The sequence below is a fragment of the Simiduia sp. genome, assembly GCF_058345725.1.
Genome location: NZ_JBTUOC010000016.1, coordinates 24,434 through 42,500, shown reverse-complemented (window position 1 = coordinate 42,500; position 18,067 = coordinate 24,434). Strand labels below are relative to the sequence as shown.

Here is an 18,067-nt window from a genome sequence, read left to right as displayed (position 1 = left end):
CTGAGCGCCCAGCATAAAATGCTGGGCGCTCAAACGCCAGTGCGACATTACAGGAATTTGACGAGGTTCTTACCGGTCATTTCTGAGGGTTGTTCGATACCCATGAGTGCCAGCATGGTTGGCGCGACATCGGCCAGCGAGCCGCCGTCGGCCAGTGCCAGGCGGCGCTCGCCGGCATACACGAAGGGTACCGGCAGCGTGGTGTGCTGCGTGCTGACTTGGCCGGTGGCATCGTCAAACATTTCTTCCACATTGCCGTGATCGGCTGTGATCAAGGCCTCGCCGCCCACCTTGGCCAGCGCCGCCAGCACTTTTGCCAGTGCCTCGTCGACGGCCTCCACCGCTTGAACGGCGGCGTCGAAAACACCTGAGTGGCCCACCTGGTCGCAATTGGCATAGTTGCAAATGATGGCATCAAATTTTTGCGATTCGATGGCTGCCACCAGCTTTTCCGTGACTTCTGGCGCGCTCATAGCCGGAGCCAGGTCGTAGGTGGCCACCTGGGGCGACGGCACCAGGATACGCTCTTCGCCCGCGTACAGGGCTTCCTGGCCGCCGCTGAAGAAGAAGGTCACGTGGGCGTATTTCTCGGTTTCGGCTATGCGCAATTGGGTTTTGCCTAGCTTGGACAGATAGTCGCCCAGCGAGTTGGCCATAGACTCCGGCGGAAATGCGCAGGGCGCTTTGATATCGGCGGCGTATTCGGTGGTCATCACAAAATCCGCCAGTTGCGGTACCAGCTCGCGCTGAAAGCCGTCGAAGTCGGGCTCCACAAAGGCGCGGGTAATTTCGCGGGCGCGGTCCGGGCGGAAGTTCATGAAAATCAGCGCGTCGCCGTCGTTGACGGTGGCCACTTCTTGGCCTTCGGCCACAATCACGGTGGCCTTCACAAACTCGTCGTTTTCATCGCGCGCGTAGGCTGCGCGCAGGCCGGCGATTGCGTCGTCGGCATCGTACTCAGCTGCGCCGGTGGTCATCAGGTCGTAGGCAGCTTGCACCCGATCCCAGCGGTTGTCGCGGTCGAGTGCGTAGAAGCGCCCAATAATACTGGCGATGCGACCCACGCCCAAGGCGTCAAATTTGGCCTGGGCTTTGGCCAGCGAGGCCTCCGCGCTGCGCGGTGCCGTGTCGCGGCCGTCCAGCATGGCGTGCAGATAGATTTCTTTGGCGCCGCGCTGAGCGGCCAGGTCCAGCATGGCCAGCAGGTGATCCTCGTGGCTGTGCACGCCGCCGGGCGAGAGTAAGCCCATGACGTGCACGGCCTTGCCGGCGCTGACAGCTTTGTCGATGGCGTTGCAGTAGGCGGCATTGGTGAAGAAGTCGCCGTCGCTGATGGCTTTGTTCACGCGGGTGTAGCTCTGGTACACCACGCGCCCAGCACCCAGGGTCATGTGGCCCACTTCGCTGTTGCCCATCTGGCCTTCCGGCAGACCCACTGCCAATCCAGAGGTGTTAATCAGGGTTTTCGGATTCTCGCCCCACAACTTGTCCCAGGTGGGGATTTTGGCGGCGCGAATGGCGTTGTGTTCGGTGCGTTCGGAGTAGCCGAATCCATCGAGAATGATTAATACCAGGGGCTTTTTGGCAGACATGAACGGAGAGCCTTTTAAATCAACTGAAACGGGAGGGCAATTCTACCCTGTCCCGGGGTGATAACTCTATGACACCGACCCTTGATGCGGGCAATCTTTGGCCGATATGCCGCCGGTAAGTGGCACGGACGCGGTAAAACTGCGCGGCAATAGATTAAAGCTGTCTTGGTTGCGCCGCACTGGTCGGTTTAGCGCCGCGCTGTGGGGCGAAATGCCGGCCGAGGTGTCTGCATGCCATGCTTTTTGAAAGGCGAGTCGCTATACTGGCGCGCTCGCGAGACTCGAACAAAGGAACACCCGTGGATTTTATTATATTTCTCACCGAGCAGTGGTTGCTGGTGGCGATGTTGGCATTGTTGGTATACGTCTATTTCTGGCGCGAAGGGGCCAAAGCGGGCGCCACCCTGTCTATCCATCAGATGACTGCCCTGATTAACAAGGGTGACGCCGTCTTGATTGATATTCGCGACGCCGCCGAATACAAGGCCGGGCATATCGTCGATGCCATTAATCTGCCGCACAACAAGCTCGAGAAAGAGGCCGATGCACTGGCGAAGCATCAGGGCAAAACCCTGGTGTTGGTGGATAAGTTGGGGCAGCACACCGGTGCCGCAGGACGTTTATTGCGCGCCAAGGGCTTTGACGTGGCGCGCCTGGGCGGCGGCATGGCCGAGTGGCAGGGGCAGAACTTGCCACTGGTTAAAAAGTAAGACTTGTAACTCAGCACTTGAATGTGCGTCTAAGGGCCGCATTATTGTGGCAATAGCGCCTGACATTCAGGCCATTCAAGTGTGTAGGAGTCCCTATGACCGTCCCCGTTACCGTGTATAGCACCACCATCTGTCCCTACTGCGTGCGCGCCAAGCAATTGCTCAGCCAGAAGGGGGTGGCCTATGAAGACATCAATCTGGACCGCAATCCCGAACTGCGCACCGACGTCATGCGTCGCAGCGGACGCCGAACCGTCCCTCAAATTTGGGTGGGCGACACCCATGTGGGCGGTTTTGACGAGCTGTGGGCGCTGGACCGCGCAGGTAAATTGGACGCGCTGCTGGTTGGCGACACTGGCGGGGCTTGAATTTGGGCCCTGCGCCCACATGTTAGGAATTCTCTAACAACAACTCTAAATAATTAGCGATATCGAAAGGCACTAGTCATGACAGATGAAAACACTCCCGGCGCAGCAGCGGCCGAAGAAGCACAATCCTCGGCACAACAGTTTGCTCTGCAGCGCGTTTACCTGAAAGACATGTCTTTCGAAGCGCCCATGGGCGTCAAAGCGTTCATGAAAGAGTGGAAGCCGCAGGTCGATCAAGAGCTGAATACCAAAACGGCCAAAATTGACGACACAAACTACGAAGTGGTGTTGACCCTCACCATCACCGTCAAACTGGGTGAAGAAACCGCGTTTTTGGTGGAAGTGCAGCAGGGTGGCCTATTCCATATCAGCGGCCTGCCCGAGCAAGCATTACCGCAGCTGTTTAACACGGCCTGCCCGCAAATTTTGTTTCCCTATGCCCGCGAGGCCGTCGACAACCTGGTAGTAAAGGGCAGCTTCCCTGCGCTGATGCTGCCACCGGTAAATTTCGACGCATTGTTTGCGCACGCGGTTCAGCAAGCCAAGGCCAAGCAGCAGGCAGAGGGTGCAGCCCAACCCGCCACCGAGCAGTAATTCTGAGCGGTGCTACAGCGGCGCTTCGGCGCCGTTTTTCGTTTCTGGCTTGGCAAAGAGGCACGCCTAAAGGCACACTGCGCTCTTGTAGGATTTTTCCTGAATCAAAGGCTGGGTGATCTGCCATCCGAATGCACACGTTACATGCCCATTCTCTCGCCCGGATTGCGCGCTGGCTGGTCGGCCTGTGGTTGATTGCCGACGCGGCCGCGGACGTGCAGGTAGCGGGAGTACCGGAGCATTTGGCCGACAATATTCGGGCCCATCTATCGCTCTCCGCCGAGCCTTGCGATGCCCCCCGCTGGCGCTTAACACAACACCGCAAGGGGGCCAAAGACGAAGCCGCCGCGGCGCTCAACGCCTTTGGATACTATCACCCCACCATCGAACAGCAATTTAGCGAGCAGCAGGATTGCTGGCAGCTGCAGTTACAGGTTGATCCCGGGCCGAGGGTGCAGCTGCGCACCGTGCAAGTCACCGTTGATGATTTACCTCCCGATATCGATCCAGAGTTGCGCGCGCTCATTCAGGTGCCGCAGTTGCAAGTGGGCGACGACCTGGTCCATCAAGCCTACGACGATTACAAGTCGGCACTTTTGGAGGGCGCCCGCGCGCAGGGGTACTGGCGCGCCAGTTTCAGCGAGGCCGAGCTGGCCATCTACCCGGCCGAACTGGCGGCCGACGTGCGCCTGGCTTTTAATCTGGGGCCGCGTTTTTTCTTCGGCGAATACCGCTTTACCGACGTGGGCTTGGAGCCGCAGTTTTTGCGGCGCCTGGCCGGCAATGTCCGCGGCGAACCTTACACCAGCGATGCGGTGCAAAAAATTTACAGTCGCCTGCAGGGCAGCGATTATTTCCGGCAGGTGTTGCTCAATCCGCGCATCGATAACCAGGGCGGCGACCAAACGGTGCCAGTGGACGTGGACCTGGCCATGCAAAGCCAAACCAGCTTCGGCGCGGGCGTGGGTTTTTCCAGTGATCAGGGGGCCCGCCTGCGCGCCGATTACCGCAACCGCTTTGCCAATAGTCGCGGACATAAATGGCGAGTCGATGCGCTTTGGTCACAGGCGTTGAGAGAGTTTGGGGGCACCTACACGATTCCCCGCCAAGATGCAGCCCGCGAGTGGTACGACATCAACCTAGGCCTTATTCACGAGAATACGGTCAGCTACGAGAGCCGGGCGCTCACCAGTCGCATTCGCGCGGTGGAGGCGCTGCCCCACGACTGGGTGCTCAACACCAGCATCAACGTGCGCAACGAAAGCTACGTGATCGGTAGCGAGGCACCCGATCGCAAGTTGCTGATCGTGCCCGGCGTGGGTTTGAGTTGGGTCAGTGCACCCAATGAAGTACGCCAGACCATGGGTATTCGTCTGGAGGGCGATCTCACCGGCAGCAGCAAGTACTGGCTTTCCGATGCCGACTTTATGCAGCTGCGGTTCAAGTCAAAGCTCATAATACCGCTCTCGGAGCGGGGCCGGTTATTGGTGCGCGGCGAATTGGCCGGTACTTTAAAGGACGACTTTACCGACCTGCCGCCCTCGGTGCGCTTTTTTACCGGTGGCGACAACAGCGTGCGCGGCTACCAGTACAACTCTTTGGGTACCAAGAACGACGAGGGCGAGGTCATTGGCGGCAGCCATCTGGTGGTGGGTAGCGCAGAGTACGACTACCTGTTTTTACCCAGTTGGTCGGCTTCGCTTTTTGTGGACGCAGGTAACGCCTTTGATACCGTGCTGGAGCTAAAGCGCGCGGTCGGCCTGGGTATTCGTTGGTATTCACCCGTGGGCCCGCTGCGCCTGGACATTGCGCACCCGCTGGATCCAGACGACCCCAAAGACACCTACCGCCTGCATCTATCTGTGGGAGCCGATTTATAAATGGCGTGGGTAAAACGCACAGCTTTTTACCTCTCCGGCGGCCTGTGCCTGTTGCTGGCGCTGCTGTTCGTGCTGTTGGGCGCCTTGGTGTTTACCGAGGCCGGCGCCCGATTCGCGATGCAGCGGGCCCTCCCACTGCTGCCCGTGACAGTGCAATTCTACGAGCTCACTGGCAGCGTTTGGGGCGGCTTGCGCCTGCGTCAAATTAGCGTGTCCACCGATCAGCCGGACCTCTACGGCTTCGAGCACATAGCCGCGGGCGAGCTGCAGTTCCGTTGGCAACCGCTGGCGCTGTTGGCGGGCCGGGTGGATGTGGGCCAATTGTTGGTGAATGATGTAACCGTGCAGTTACCCGCTGCCGAGGCTGACGCGAGCCCGCCCTCGCTACCGGTGCTCGCGCTGCCGGTACAAATCGGCATAAAGCGCTTGCAGGGTCAGAATATCCGCATTCAGCAGCCCGATGGCGAATGGCACATTCCCGATTTTCGCGCGCGCTTGGTGGCCGGCGGCGACAAAGTGATAGTGTCCAACTTGCAGCTCAATTACGAGGGCGTGGACTATCAGCTCTCGGCGCGCGCGCGATTGCGCGAAATCCTGGAATTTGAAGCCAACCTCGGCTCCCACGGCGTGAAGGCCAAAGGCAGTTGCCAGGTGGAAACGGTTCTGGGGTGCCGAGCCAATCTGCAGTGGGAAAACTTCGAGCACCCGCTCACAGAAGATTTTGCCTCCCCCAGCGGTACACTTGACCTGCAATTGCAGGGGATGCAGCTGGCGGTGATCGGCGAGGCGGATTTGCGCTGGCCTTTTGAGCAAGCGCCGATCGATACGCGTTTGACGCTCGCTGGCGACGTGGATTTTGCGCAGTCGCAGGCGCAATTGCACTCGGTGGTAGGCACCTTTGCCGAGGGGCAGGTGCACGCCAGTGGCACCCTGAATTGGGCCGAGCAGTTCCAAATGGCGCTGCAGGTTCGGGCGGACAAACTGTCGCTGGCCCATTGGCTGCCGCCTGCACTGGCCGAGTCCTCCGTCAGTTTGCGCTCGCAATTGACCTTGCACACGCTGGCCGACGGCGTGGATCTGAACTGGTCGCTGGCGCACATGGATTTGAATTTTGGCGCCCGCCCGCTCACGGGCAACGCAGCGTTTTACGTGCAGCCGTCGGGCGTGGGCGTGCGCGGCTTGTCGTTGGTGGGCGAGTCGGGTCAATTGATTGGCGATGCCTACTATGGGTTTGACGAGCAGGTGCGGGTAAAGGCCGCGCTTAACACCCGCAATCTCGGCAATATGGTGCCCGAGCTGGCCGGCGCGGCGGATGTGCGCCTGGCGCTGTCGGGCACAGTGTCGGCGCCCACCGCCCAGCTGAGTGTGGACGGTCGCGCGCTGGCGCTGGCCGACTGGCAGGTGGGTGAGCTGCTGTTGAATGCCGATATCCAGGCGGGCGCGGCCGCCTCGGCGACCCTGCAGCAGCGCCTGTCGGGGTTAAAGGTGGAAACCTTTTCTGTGGCCGCCAAGTCAGTGACGCAGGCGGGGCAAGCACTGGGTGATGTTAGTGCGTCCATTGCGGGCACGGCCGGTGCCCACACGCTGCGAGTGCAGGGCGTGGCGGCCGAGGCGGGGCTGGCCCTCAATCAGCTGACCCTTGAGGGCGCCTTGAGCTTGCCGGCGGCACAGAATTTTAGCGACTTGTTTGAGGGCGCGCGTTGGCGCCCCCGCATCACGGCCTTGTCATTGGTCGATGGGTTTCACGCCCAGGCCTGGACGCTCGAACAGGCCAGTGCCGGCGAAGTGGACGCCTCGCAGCTTGTGTGGGAGCCCCTGTGCCTGCAGCAACAGCGCGTGCGCCTGTGTTGGGATAGTTTGCACGTGCGCGATTGGCAGGCGCTACAGGTCAGCGGGCGGGTGGCGGGGTTTTTCCTTGATCGCGAGCGCAGTCTCTATACCGATTACTACGACAGTTTGCCAGTGGGTTGGCAGTTGCGCGGCGAAGCCAGTGCCGACTGGCAGGTGGCGGCTAAATTTCCCCAGGGCGCGCTGACCGGGTTGACGCTGGATGTGGCCATGGCGCTGAAAGGTGCGGGGTTGCGCTACGAGGAAAGTGGTGAAACCGCACTGGATTTACCTATCGAGAGTTTCCGATTGCGCATTGCCGGCGATGAAAAACAATTGGACGCCCTGGGTACCGCCGAGCTGGCCGACCGAGAGCGCGTGACCTTCACCGCCAGTGCGCGCCAGTGGCTGGATGCCAATCGCGAGGCCGAAGGCAGTCTGCGCGGTAGTGTTAGCCAGCTGCGCTATCTGCAGCCTTTTGTGCCCAGCGTGCAGGCCCTGGATGGCAAGCTCACCATGGACCTCGCGCTCAGTCTCCCTAAGGGGCGCGCAGATCCGGTCTACGACGGCCGCATTGTGGTATCGGAGTTGTCCATGCTGGTGCCGGCAGCAGGCACTGAGGTAAATGATTGGCGCCTGGTGCTCGAAGCCGAGCGCGGCAATTTGCAGGTGTCGGGCGGCGGCAAGCTGGGCGAGGGCAGTGCCACGGTTGAAGGCCTGGTGACGCCGGCACGCGATATGTCGGTGCCCTTGTCGGAGCGTTTGTTTGACGCCAAATTGCGCATTGCCGGTCAACATTTGACACTGGTTAATCTACCCGACGTAACGTTGCGCGCCAGTCCCGATCTCACCTTGCGCGGTCGCGGCCGCGATTGGCGTTTGTCGGGCGAGGTGTTGGTGGAAAACTCCAGCCTCACATTAAAGCAGCTGCCGGAATCGGCAGTGGGCGTGTCGGAGGATGCGCGCGTGTACGGTGTCGAACAATCCCAGCCCCAGCGCAGTCTGCTGAACCTAACCAGCGACGTCACGCTGCGTTTGGGCAGCAATGTCAATTTCGAAGGCTTTGGATTGACCACCTCGGTGAATGGGAATTTGCGCTACAGCCGCGACGCGCTGCGCGCCAACTCGATGCACGGCGTGGTGGGGCTGCCTGAGGGGCGCTTTCGCAGCTACGGGCAAAAGCTCGATATTGAAGACGGCCGCATAATTTTTTCCGGCCCCGTGGACAATCCGGCGCTCGACGTGCGCGCCGCGCGTAAAATTGACGATGTAGAGGCGGGTATCTGGTTAACGGGTACGGCCAAGCATCCAAAAACAGAGCTGTATTCGAGTCCGCCTATGAGCGAGGCAGACATACTGGCGTACATCGTCAGCGGCAAGCCCATTTCGCAATCGGGCCAAGGCGACTTGGTGGATATGCAGTCGGCGGCGCTGAGCCTCGGGCTGAAGCAGGCGCTGCCGCTGCTGCAGCGCATTGGCGGCCAGCTGGGCCTGTCGGACATTTCCATTGAAGAGACAACCACGGGTGGCAGTTCCATTGCCGCCGGTAAACGCCTCAGCGATAAATTGTATGTGAAGTACGTCTACGGTCTGATCGGCGCGGCGGGCAATTTTGTGGTGCAGTACAAATTGTCCGACCAGCTCACTCTGGAAACATCCTCCGGTGAAACTCAGGCCATCGACTTAACGTACAGTTGGGATTCAAAACCACCCACACCCGAACAGGCCGCCGCAGAATTGGCTCCAGAGACGCCCAACCCCTAGCGAGCGGGCGTAGCTGTCACTAAATCTTCACCCCCGTGTCATACAGGGTTCACGCCGTAATCAGACACTGAACGCATGATGAAAAATGCGATCACACGGCTCAATCAGGCGGATACTAAAGCCTTTCTGTTTCTTGCTACCGCAACGAACCAAGGGCGGGTGCAAACACTCGCACGCTGTATATCCCGGCTCGCCGATGGCCCTTTGTATTTAGTGGTGGGCGTTTTGTTGGCGCTATTTGAGCCCCAGCGCGGGCGCGTATTTTTATTGGCTGGGCTGTGTAGTTACGCCTTGGAGTTGCCGCTCTACATAGGGCTCAAGCGTCTTTTTAAACGCGCTCGCCCGTTTCGTCAACTCAATTGCTGGCACAGTTTGGTGCCGGCAGATGAATTCAGTTTTCCCTCGGGCCACACGGCCGCTGCAGCTGTATTTGCCGGCTTGTTGGGAATTTTCTATTTGGATGCCTTTGTGCTGCTGGCCGCGGCGGTGACGCTGGTGGGCGCCGCGCGGGTGGTATTGGGCGTGCACTTTCCCGGCGATATTCTCGCCGGTGCCTTGCTGGGGGCCGGTTGCGTACTGCTGGTAAATGCCTGTCTCCTCGGCGCAGGCTTCTATTCACTGTCGTAAACCGGGGAGCAAAAGTGAAGCGAATATTGTATGGCGTACAGGCAACCGGCAACGGTCACATCACGCGCGCGCGCGCCCTGGTACCCTGGCTGCGACAGATGGGTTTCGAGGTCGATGTGCTATTGAGCGGCCGCCCGCGCGAAGAATTGTTTGGCATGGAAATATTTGGTCACTACCGCACGCGCAAGGGATTTACCTTTGCGCTTGCCGATGGTCGCGTGCGGCCAATATACACCCTGATTAACGCCGATATGGCTAAGTTCTGGCGCGACGTGCGAGACTTAAATGTCCAGGACTACGATTTAATTCTCACGGATTTTGAGCCGGTGACGGCCTGGGCGGCAAAACTGCGCGGGCGCGAGTGTATTGGCATTGGCCATCAGTACGCGTTTCGCGCCAAGGTGCCAAAGATGCCGTTTCATCTGGCGTCGCGACTTATTCTGCGTTGGTTCGCGCCGGTGAGCACCGCCATCGGATTGCACTGGGACAGCTTTGGCGGCCCGGTACTGCCGCCAATGATTGAGCCGGATCAAGCCTATCGGGCGCCGCTGCCCGGTTGCTATTTAGTGTATTTACCCTTTGATTCCACCGAGCGGGTGCTCGATTTATTGCGTCCGTTTACCGAGGTGAAATTTGTATTTTACAGCGGTGTGGACGCGCCCTTCAGCGAGGGGCATATCCAAGTTAAACCCTATTCCCGCTCGGGATTCAAAGAGGATTTGGCGGTGGCCGAGGGGGTGATTTGCGGCGCGGGCTTTGAACTGCCCTCAGAGGCCTTGAGTCTCGGTAAGAAATTGCTGGTGCAGCCTTTGCAAGGGCAATTTGAGCAGGGCTCTAATGCCCGTGCACTGGCGCTGCTAGAGCGCGCACAAATTATGCACCACCTAAATCCCGCGCCCCTGCGCGATTTTCTGGCAGCGCCGGCGGCTTTGCCTTTGCACTACCCCGATGTGGCGCAGGCAATTGCCAAGTGGCTAAAGGATGGCCGGCGCGAATCGGTGCAGGCGTTGGCCAACCGGTTGTGGAATCAAACGCAAGTTCAGCAGCCCAAGCTTGCCGTCAATTTCGAGCGGCATTTGACAGCTAGCTAGGTTGTCGACGGGCGGATTAGTGTTGGGGCAGGTAGCGGCGCACGATATCGTCGTAGGCACCCGTGGTTTTCAGCGACTTTAGCCCCGCATTAAAGTCGTCCCGGATTTTTTTATCGGCAAACAGCGCGTAGCGCGGTGCAATGGGAAACAGCGGGTGAATGGTAAAGGGTTGCTGCATCCCCGCGATTTGTTGGATTTCCATCAAGTAATACAGGAAAATTTTTAAATCCAAAACAATGACGTCTGTGCGTTCCATAAACAGCATAAATAATTGTGAACGCTGCTTGCTAACTTCTTCGAAGCGCGGATTGGCGCTCGCCATGGCGCCAAATGCCGGCCCTAAAAACAGCGCTGAGTTTTGAAAGGCGATGACTGATTTGTCGTGCAGGTCGTCGACGCTGTCGATAGTGAGCTGTCGGTGACTCAGTGTGACGGCCACATTCTGGTAGTGCACTATCGGGTCTGAATAGTAGAACCCTGCTATCTCGCCGGGTGGAAAATTAAAGGCACCATCAACCCGGCGCGATAATAACTCGGCCATCAGCCGTCGATTGGTGGAGTAGCTGAAGTGAATGTCGTAGCCGTGAAGCGCCAGCGCCTCTTGCATCAAATCGCTGACAATGCCTCGGCTATCCTCGACGATGAAATAGGGAGGAATGGACGACGAGGTGATAAACCTAAGCGCTCTCGCCTGAGTGCTGGCGCAAAAGCTAGTTAAGCTCAGCAGTATCACCCCGATGAATGCGAGTCTGCACACGGCCATAGTGCGCTCCTGATGCAAAGGGGCTGACCGGCGTGCCTAAGGCGCGCGGTCACTCTATTGAGATTAGAGGGGCCGCGCGCGTGGGCTAGGTTTTAATTTGAATTAAAACGCAGCGTCACATAATAAAAACTTACCAGCGTCGCGATCGGGCGGCGGGGCGGTCTCTTGTGCCCCCAGGAGAGGCGAGGGCTATTCGTCGTCGCTGCCATCATCGCCAGCTTCGTCGTTCATACCCAGCTCCTTGAGTTTGCGCGTGAGGGTATTGCGGCCCCAGCCCAAGAGATTGGCGGCGTCGCGCTTGCGCCCGGCGGTATGCTTGAGCGCCGTTTCGATAAGCGCGCGCTCAAAGGCGGGCACCGCCTGGCTGAGGATATCCTGCTGGCCCCGTGCCAGCGCCTGGTCGGCCCAGGCGCGCAGCGCCTTGTCCCACTCGCCATTGGTTATGCCCTTGTCCTGTGTCTCCAGTAGTTCTGGTGGTAGGTCGCTGGATTGCACTTCGCGCCCACTGGCCATGACGGTGATCCAGCGGCAGGTGTTTTCCAGCTGGCGCACATTGCCAGGCCAGTTCAGGTTGCACAAAATATTCTCGGCATCGCCCTGCAGGGTTTTCGGCTCGACGCCCAGCTCCCGCGCCGCTTTTTGCAAAAAGAATTGCGCCAGCTTGGGAATGTCTTCGCGCCGTTCAGCCAGCTTCGGAATATGAATGCGGATCACATTCAGGCGGTGAAAGAGATCTTCGCGGAAGCGGTGGTCGGCCACCAACTTTTCCAGGTTTTGATGCGTGGCGGCAATAATGCGCACATTCACTTTAACCGGCGTGTGGCCGCCTACCCGGTAGAATTCGCCGTCGGCCAGCACGCGCAGCAGGCGGGTTTGCGTATCGGCGGGCATATCGCCGATTTCATCTAAAAACAGGGTGCCGCCGTTGGCCTGTTCAAAGCGCCCCTGGCGCTGGCCGCCGGCACCGGTGAAAGCGCCTTTTTCGTGGCCGAACAGTTCGGATTCAATCAGATCCTTGGGAATGGCCGCCATATTCAGTGCGATAAAAGGCGCCTGCTTGCGCGGACTGTGCCGGTGCAGTGCGCGTGCCACCAGTTCTTTGCCGGTGCCGGACTCGCCGTTAATCAACACAGTGATGTTGGATTGCGACAGCCGGCCAATGGCCCGAAAAACTTCCTGCATGGCAGGGGCTTCGCCAATGATTTCTGTGCCCACCTCGTCATCTTCCGGCGCCGGGGCCTGCGCTTTTTGCTCTTGCGCGTGTGCCAGTGCACGTTTGGTCACCGCCACTGCCTCGTCCACGTCGAAGGGCTTGGGCAGGTATTCAAAGGCGCCGCCCTGGTAGGCTTGCACGGCGCTGTCCAAGTCCGAGTGCGCGGTCATGATGATCACGGGAACCGCCGGGTGACTCTCGTGAATTTGTTCCAGTAGTGCCAGGCCGTCGATGCCGGGCATACGAATGTCGCTGACAATGGCGTCGGGCAGGTCGCGCGCCAAGTTGGCCATGACACTTTCGCCAGACTCAAAGCTGCGGGTTTCTAGGCCCGCCTGTTGCAGCGATTTTTCCAGCACCCAGCGAATAGAGCGGTCATCGTCGATGATCCAAACGCGATTAGTTTTTTGCATTGGGCTGTTCCATGGGTATGTAAATCGTAAATTGGGTTTGTCCCGGCCAGCTTTCACATTCGATCAATCCGTGGTGCTGGTTGATGAGCTGTTGCGAGATGGCCAGGCCCAGGCCGGTGCCTTCGGCGCGCCCCGAAATCATGGGGTAAAAAATATCTTCTATCAGCTCTTTGGGAATGCCGGGGCCGTTATCGATAATGTCGATGCGGCACACCAACCCGAAGTGGTAGCGGCCGATGGTGAATTGCCGCTGGATACGCGTGCGCAGGGCTATGTGTCCCTGTTCGATTTGGTTTTCCTGCAGGGCCTGCATGGCGTTGCGCACCACGTTCAGCGTGGCCTGTACCAGCTGTTCGGCGTCGCCTAACAAATCGGGAATACTGGGGTCGTAATCGCGGGTGATCGTCACCTGGCCGCCGCTTTCGGCGTCGACTAACACGCACACACGCTCTAGAACCTGGTGAATATTAATGGGCTGTAAATTGGGCGGCTGGCGCGGGCCCAGCATCCGATCCACCAGGTTGCGCAGCCGGTCTGCCTCTTCGATGATCACCTGGGTGTACTCTTTCAAGCTGCCGTCGTCCAGCTCGCGCGCCAGCAATTGCGCTGCACCGCGAATACCGCCCAGGGGATTTTTAATTTCATGGGCCATACCGCGCACCAGATTGCGGCTGGTGTCTTGGGCCGACAACAGGGCCTCTTCCCGCGAGATGCGCAGCAATCTATCCAGGGGCTGAATTTCTATTAGCAAGCCGGCGGGCTGGCTTAGCGGTGTGACGGTGTAGTCCACGGTAAGGTGGGTGCCGCTGCCCAGTGTCCACTCCGCGCGCCGGCGTGTGAACTGGTGTTGTTCATTTAACGCCTCTTGCAGGTCTAGCCGGGCCGCCTCTGATTCGTGCACAAAGTTGATCAGTTGCTCGCCCACCACCCGCTCGCCGCTAATGGCCAACAGCATTTCTGCGGCGGGGTTGATGTGCTGCACCCGCAGCTTGGCATCGGCTACCACCACCGCGGTATTTAGGCTGTCGAGCAGGGTTCTGAAAGTGAGATCGGATTTAGTCACGGCAACACCATTGCGAGCCCGAAGGCAGGTGAACACAACCCTGCAAAAACTAAACCAAGTTGAAATTGCGCGATTTTCGGGCTGTGGTGGGGAAGTTGCTCCCCAAAGTGAGGCGTTTAGCCTAGCCCATAACGCGCTGACGCACCATATTGGTGCGTCAAAAGATTGAGGCGATTGCTTTTGGTGCTCTTGGGCTTAATTGCGCGGGGTGGGGCGGGGGACTTGAGCGCGGTGCACGTAAACGGTGACAGGGGATGATTCGGCCAGCACTCGCTGATCCTGGTCGTACACAATGACGCTGATTTGGTGCTCGCCCCGGTAAATCTCGGGCACGGTAATGCTGTTGCCGGTGCTGCTGCTGCCGATGGGCTCGCCGTTGGAAAGCAGTTGGTAGCGCAGGCCGGGCTCCAGCTTGCGGTTAACCTCAAAGCTGACCGTGAGATTGCGATCGCCGGGGTTCAGGTGAGTTTCCGGTGCCGGACTATTGATGTACAGCTGGTAGGGGGGCAATTCGGGGCTGTCCTTTGGGGCGCCCTTGGCCGGTAATTTAATACGCTCGGAGCCCGGCGCCACGTTGGTTTCCCGCAATTCCACCGCCTCGGCTTTGTCGGTGGGCGTGTCGGTAAAGATCACCTTGCCGTTTTCATCGGTGGTTTTGTAAATCTGCGCTTGGGCCAACGTGCACAGGGCCAGGCTAAGGGTCAGGCTGAGCAGTAATTTCATAAAGCGTTCCTCGTTAGGCGCGGCTGATTCGGGCAGCTGGGCACAGCAATAGCGGGAGTATAAACCAAGGCGGCCTATCAATCAGACAAACAAAAGGCCCGCAAGTTTCCCTGCGGGCCTTTTTGTGCTGCCGTTCTCCTCTTGCGAGGAGAATGGTCGCTTACACCGAGTAGTAGAGTTCGAATTCTACGGGGTGTGGGGTCATGTTGATCTTCTGGATGTCGGCCTTCTTCAGCTCGATGTACGAGTCGATGAAGTCGTCGGAGAAGACGCCGCCACGGGTCAGGAACTCGCGGTCTGCATCCAGAGCGTCCAGGGCTTGCTCCAGGCTTGAACACACAGTTGGGATTTCCGCTTCTTCTTCTGGCGGCAGGTCGTACAGGTCTTTAGACGCTGCTTCACCTGGGTGAATCTTGTTCTGAATGCCGTCGATACCGGCCATCAGCAGAGCTGAGAAGCACAGGTAGGGGTTGGCAGTTGGGTCTGGGAAGCGGGTTTCAATACGCTTGGCCTTGGCGCTCTGTACGAAAGGAATGCGGATTGACGCAGAGCGGTTGCGGGCAGAGTAAGCCAGCATGACCGGTGCTTCAAAGCCAGGTACCAGACGCTTGTAAGAGTTGGTAGAGGCGTTACAGAAGGCGTTCAGTGCGCGTGCGTGCTTGATGATACCGCCCACGTAGTACAGGGCCGTTTCAGACAGGCCAGCGTAGCTGTCGCCGGCAAACTGGTTCACGCCGTCTTTCGAGAAAGACTGGTGCACGTGCATGCCAGAGCCGTTGTCGCCAATCAGGGGCTTGGGCATGAAGGTGGCGGTTTTGCCGTAGGCGTGGGCCACGTTGTGTACACAGTACTTCAGGATCTGCACTTCGTCGGCTTTCTTCACCAGGGTGTTGGCGCCAACGCCAATTTCACACTGGCCAGCGGTGGCCACTTCGTGGTGGTGAATTTCAATTTCGAGGCCCATGGCTTCCATGGCGTTACACATGGCACCGCGGATGTCGTGCAAGCTGTCCAGTGGTGGCACGGGGAAGTAGCCGCCCTTTACGCGTGGACGGTGGCCGGTGTTGGCGCCGTCGAAATCATCGCCTGAAGACCAGGCTGCTTCTTCAGAGTTAATCTTGTAGAAGGAGCTGCCCATGCCAGAGTTGAACTGCACGCTGTCGAAGATGAAGAATTCTGGCTCAGGACCGAACAGGGCCTTGTCGCCCAGACCGGTTGAGGTCAGGTAGTCTTCAGCGCGCTTGGCGATCGAGCGCGGGTCGCGGTCGTAGCCTTGCATGGTTGAAGGTTCAACGATGTTACAGCGCACGATCACGGTGGGCTCTTCGGTGAAGGGGTCCATCACAGACGCGTCGTCGTCGGGCATCAGGATCATGTCGGATTCGTTGATGCCTTTCCAGCCGGAGATGGAGGAGCCATCAAACATGCGACCTTCTTCAAAGAAAGACTCGCTGATAGTGCTGGCTGGGTAAGATACGTGCTGCTCTTTACCTTTGGTGTCGGTAAAACGCAGATCGACCCATTTGGCTTCGTGTTCTTTGATCAGGTCTAAAGTTTTTGACATGGATGCCTCCGAGTAGTCAGACCGGTTAACAAATTGTGTGTTCATCGCGCCCTTCGAACGTTCCAGTCCATCGGACTGGGGCCGAACGTGGCGCCGATGAAGGGTAATCGAGTAAGGGCAAAATATATGCCAAATCGAAATATCCCGCGAAAGCCGCAATTTCGGGCTGTGCGCCAGCTGAGTGCACGGCGCGGGCAAAAATGGTGCACCAAGCTGGTGCTGCTGCGCCCTGCGCGCACCATTATAGGTCATATCAGCATTAAGGCGCTTATTTGTTGAGCATGTATAATGCGCGGCCGTTTATTTCAGCCCTATGACGCGCCACCACCATATTTGGGTGGCCTAAAGCGCCCAGCGCCAGAGGAGAGTTCTGCCATGCACTTCATCGTTAAACTGTTTCCCGAGATCACAATCAAGAGCCCGCCGGTGCGCAAGCGCTTTATCAAACAGCTGCGCGATAATTTGCGCGCTCAATTGGTGCAGCTGGACCCGGGCATTCAGGTGGTGCGCGATTGGGAAAAGATCGAAGTGATGTGCGAGCAGGGCGATGAAGCCCTTTGGGCGCGGGTGGCCGACGTGTTGTCGCGCACACCGGGCATTGCCAATTTCGTACGGGTGCAGCCCTATCCGCTGGGCGACATGCACGACATTTTTGAGAAAACCCTGGCGGTCTGGGGCGATCAGCTGGCGGGCAAAACTTTTTGCGTAAGGGTGAAACGCACCGGCCAGCACGCCTTCTCATCCATCGAGGTCGAGCGCTATGTGGGCGGCGGCCTGAATCAGCACACTCAAGCCAAGGGTGTCAGCCTTAAACAGCCGGACGTCACAGTAAAGCTAGAAATTCGCGCCGACACCCTCTACGTAGTGGAAGAGCAGACCCCGGGCTTGGGTGGCTTTCCGCTGGGGTCGCAAGAGGGGGTGCTATCGCTGATTTCCGGCGGTTTTGACTCCACTGTGGCCAGCTATTTGATGATTAAGCGGGGGGTGCGCACCCACTATTGTTTCTTCAATCTGGGCGGTAAGGCCCACGAGCTGGGCGTTAAGGAGGTGGCTTTCTATCTCTGGAACAAGTTTGGCTCCTCGCATCCGGTGAAGTTTGTGACCGTGCCCTTTGAGGGCGTGGTGAGCGAGATTTTGCAGCATGTGGACAACAGCTACATGGGTGTGGTGCTCAAGCGCATGATGTTGCGCGCCGCCAGCCAGGTGGCGGCCGAGCTGGATCTGCAGGCGCTGGTGACGGGCGAGGCGGTGGCGCAGGTGTCCAGCCAAACGCTGCCCAATTTGGCGGCCATCGACGCGGTGACCGACACGTTGGTATTGCGGCCGCTGGTGGTGATGGACAAGGGCGATATCATCGATATTTCGCGCGCCATCGGCACAGAGGATTTTGCCGCCACCATGCCCGAGTACTGCGGTGTGATTTCCGTCAAGCCCACTACGCGCGCCAAAATGGACAGGGTGCTGCACGCCGAGAGCAAGTTTGATTTCGACACTCTGGAGGCCGCCATCGCCGCGCGCAAGACCCAGTTCATACAGGATGTGGTGGCCGACCTGGAGCAGACGGTGGTCAGTGTCGAGCAGGTGAGCGACCCGGCAACCAGTGTGGTTATCGATATTCGCCACCCCAACGAAGAAGAGTTGCGACCGCTGCGGCTGGCTAACGTTGAACTGCTGAAAATTCCATTCTTTGCGTTGAATACGCAATTTGCCAGCCTGCCCGCCGATCGCCAGTACCTGCTCTACTGCGATAAGGGGGTAATGAGTCAGTTACACGCCGAACACCTGAAAGATGCCGGCCACGCCAATGTGGGTGTCTACCGGCCAGAGGTGAAAGCGGCGGGCTGTGAGCTCAACCGCTAGAGCGCTGGCGCGCGC

At 58.8% G+C, this 18,067-nt stretch carries 14 protein-coding genes; 8 read left to right on the top strand and 6 right to left on the bottom strand.

Going from position 1 to position 18,067, the window contains the following annotated elements:
* Positions 1-47: 47 nt before the first annotated feature.
* Positions 48-1,592 carry a 2,3-bisphosphoglycerate-independent phosphoglycerate mutase gene (gene gpmI, locus ACW8F6_RS04165; RefSeq protein ID WP_491574587.1) on the bottom strand — a complete coding sequence of 515 codons (1,545 nt, stop codon included), beginning with the start codon at positions 1,590-1,592 and terminating at the stop codon, positions 48-50.
* A 299-nt stretch (positions 1,593-1,891) separates the two neighbouring features.
* Here gpmI and ACW8F6_RS04160 point away from each other — a divergent pair, with 299 nt between their 5' ends.
* The 7 genes from ACW8F6_RS04160 (at position 1,892) to ACW8F6_RS04130 (ending at position 10,453) form a co-directional block, all read left to right on the top strand.
* On the top strand, positions 1,892-2,302 hold the full coding sequence (locus tag ACW8F6_RS04160; RefSeq protein ID WP_491574586.1) for a rhodanese-like domain-containing protein: 411 nt from the start codon (positions 1,892-1,894) through the stop codon (positions 2,300-2,302).
* A 95-nt stretch (positions 2,303-2,397) separates the two neighbouring features.
* A complete protein-coding gene (gene grxC / locus ACW8F6_RS04155; RefSeq protein ID WP_491574585.1) occupies positions 2,398-2,670 on the top strand; it encodes a glutaredoxin 3 in 273 nt (90 codons plus the stop codon).
* 78 nt (positions 2,671-2,748) lie between these two features.
* On the top strand, positions 2,749-3,264 hold the full coding sequence (secB, locus tag ACW8F6_RS04150; protein ID WP_491574584.1) for a protein-export chaperone SecB: 516 nt from the start codon (positions 2,749-2,751) through the stop codon (positions 3,262-3,264).
* Positions 3,265-3,395: 131 nt separating this feature from the next.
* A complete protein-coding gene (locus tag ACW8F6_RS04145) occupies positions 3,396-5,144 on the top strand; it encodes an autotransporter assembly complex protein TamA (RefSeq protein ID WP_491574583.1) in 1,749 nt (582 codons plus the stop codon).
* Positions 5,145-8,735, top strand: a complete 3,591-nt coding sequence (locus ACW8F6_RS04140; protein WP_491574582.1) for a translocation/assembly module TamB domain-containing protein — start codon at positions 5,145-5,147, stop codon at positions 8,733-8,735.
* Positions 8,736-8,813: 78 nt separating this feature from the next.
* Positions 8,814-9,362 carry a phosphatase PAP2 family protein gene (locus ACW8F6_RS04135; RefSeq protein WP_491574581.1) on the top strand — a complete coding sequence of 183 codons (549 nt, stop codon included), beginning with the start codon at positions 8,814-8,816 and terminating at the stop codon, positions 9,360-9,362.
* Between the two features lie 14 nt (positions 9,363-9,376).
* On the top strand, positions 9,377-10,453 hold the full coding sequence (locus tag ACW8F6_RS04130; RefSeq protein WP_491574580.1) for an MJ1255/VC2487 family glycosyltransferase: 1,077 nt from the start codon (positions 9,377-9,379) through the stop codon (positions 10,451-10,453).
* A 16-nt stretch (positions 10,454-10,469) separates the two neighbouring features.
* Here the strand turns inward: ACW8F6_RS04130 and ACW8F6_RS04125 are convergent, their stop codons facing one another.
* The 5 genes from ACW8F6_RS04125 to glnA form a co-directional block, all read right to left on the bottom strand.
* Positions 10,470-11,216 carry a substrate-binding periplasmic protein gene (locus tag ACW8F6_RS04125; RefSeq protein ID WP_491574579.1) on the bottom strand — a complete coding sequence of 249 codons (747 nt, stop codon included), beginning with the start codon at positions 11,214-11,216 and terminating at the stop codon, positions 10,470-10,472.
* Between the two features lie 189 nt (positions 11,217-11,405).
* Entirely contained in the window at positions 11,406-12,842 is a 1,437-nt protein-coding gene (gene glnG / locus ACW8F6_RS04120; protein WP_491574578.1) for a nitrogen regulation protein NR(I), read from the bottom strand.
* Positions 12,829-13,905 carry a nitrogen regulation protein NR(II) gene (glnL, locus tag ACW8F6_RS04115; protein WP_491574577.1) on the bottom strand — a complete coding sequence of 359 codons (1,077 nt, stop codon included), beginning with the start codon at positions 13,903-13,905 and terminating at the stop codon, positions 12,829-12,831. The genes glnG and glnL overlap by 14 nt, the downstream gene beginning before the upstream one ends.
* Positions 13,906-14,100: 195 nt before the next feature.
* Entirely contained in the window at positions 14,101-14,628 is a 528-nt protein-coding gene (locus ACW8F6_RS04110) for a DUF4124 domain-containing protein (RefSeq protein WP_491574576.1), read from the bottom strand.
* A gap of 160 nt (positions 14,629-14,788) precedes the next feature.
* Positions 14,789-16,192 (bottom strand): glutamate--ammonia ligase, encoded by a 1,404-nt coding sequence (glnA, locus tag ACW8F6_RS04105; protein WP_491574575.1) that lies wholly within the window; start codon positions 16,190-16,192, stop codon positions 14,789-14,791.
* 375 nt (positions 16,193-16,567) lie between these two features.
* Between glnA and thiI the strand changes: the two genes are divergently transcribed.
* Positions 16,568-18,052, top strand: coding sequence for a tRNA uracil 4-sulfurtransferase ThiI (gene thiI, locus ACW8F6_RS04100; protein WP_491574574.1), 1,485 nt, complete (start codon positions 16,568-16,570; stop codon positions 18,050-18,052).
* Positions 18,053-18,067: the final 15 nt, after the last annotated feature.

Bases quoted from the DNA above. Each gene is read 5' to 3' on its own strand.
- ACW8F6_RS04135 (WP_491574581.1), top strand. From the start codon at position 8,814: ATGAAAAATGCGATCACACGGCTCAATCAGGCGGATACTAAAGCCTTT.
- thiI (WP_491574574.1), top strand. From the start codon at position 16,568: ATGCACTTCATCGTTAAACTGTTTCCCGAGATCACAATCAAGAGCCCG.
- ACW8F6_RS04110 (WP_491574576.1), bottom strand. From the start codon at position 14,628: ATGAAATTACTGCTCAGCCTGACCCTTAGCCTGGCCCTGTGCACGTTG.
- ACW8F6_RS04140 (WP_491574582.1), top strand. From the start codon at position 5,145: ATGGCGTGGGTAAAACGCACAGCTTTTTACCTCTCCGGCGGCCTGTGC.
- ACW8F6_RS04125 (WP_491574579.1), bottom strand. From the start codon at position 11,216: ATGGCCGTGTGCAGACTCGCATTCATCGGGGTGATACTGCTGAGCTTA.
- grxC (WP_491574585.1), top strand. From the start codon at position 2,398: ATGACCGTCCCCGTTACCGTGTATAGCACCACCATCTGTCCCTACTGC.
- ACW8F6_RS04145 (WP_491574583.1), top strand. From the start codon at position 3,396: ATGCACACGTTACATGCCCATTCTCTCGCCCGGATTGCGCGCTGGCTG.
- gpmI (WP_491574587.1), bottom strand. From the start codon at position 1,592: ATGTCTGCCAAAAAGCCCCTGGTATTAATCATTCTCGATGGATTCGGC.
- glnA (WP_491574575.1), bottom strand. From the start codon at position 16,192: ATGTCAAAAACTTTAGACCTGATCAAAGAACACGAAGCCAAATGGGTC.
- glnG (WP_491574578.1), bottom strand. From the start codon at position 12,842: ATGCAAAAAACTAATCGCGTTTGGATCATCGACGATGACCGCTCTATT.
- secB (WP_491574584.1), top strand. From the start codon at position 2,749: ATGACAGATGAAAACACTCCCGGCGCAGCAGCGGCCGAAGAAGCACAA.